Origin of the sequence: Lysinibacillus sp. GbtcB16 (genome assembly GCF_019091145.1) — a bacterium.
Lineage (GTDB): Bacteria > Bacillota > Bacilli > Bacillales_A > Planococcaceae > Lysinibacillus > Lysinibacillus fusiformis.
The window spans coordinates 1-259 of record NZ_JAGXJV010000564.1 but is presented as its reverse complement, the minus strand read 5'-3'; the positions used below and the strand labels follow the sequence as shown (position 1 = coordinate 259).

The 259-nt window shown below is 46.7% G+C and carries 1 pseudogene; it reads right to left on the bottom strand.

The features are described 5' to 3' along the window. Nucleotides 1–259 (bottom strand): annotated as a pseudogene (locus tag KVT27_RS25250) (carbohydrate ABC transporter permease); the annotation flags it as partial.

Below are 259 nucleotides of genomic sequence, written 5' to 3'. Positions count from 1 at the left end.
CGTTTTTGACGACTAAATACAATGGAATTAATCCCCCATGGAAAAACATCGTAAACACGATAATGAGCATGAAGGCTTTGTTCCAAATGACATTTTTCCGGGACAGCACGTAAGCGCCCAGCGCCGTCATCAATAGGTTGACGATTACCCCCGCCACAACGATGAACATCGTATTCCGGTACCCGATAAGGATGCCGGGGTTTTTCATAACGCCCTTGTACGCTTCCAGACTAAAGCCCAGCGATTTCAGCAAAATTCC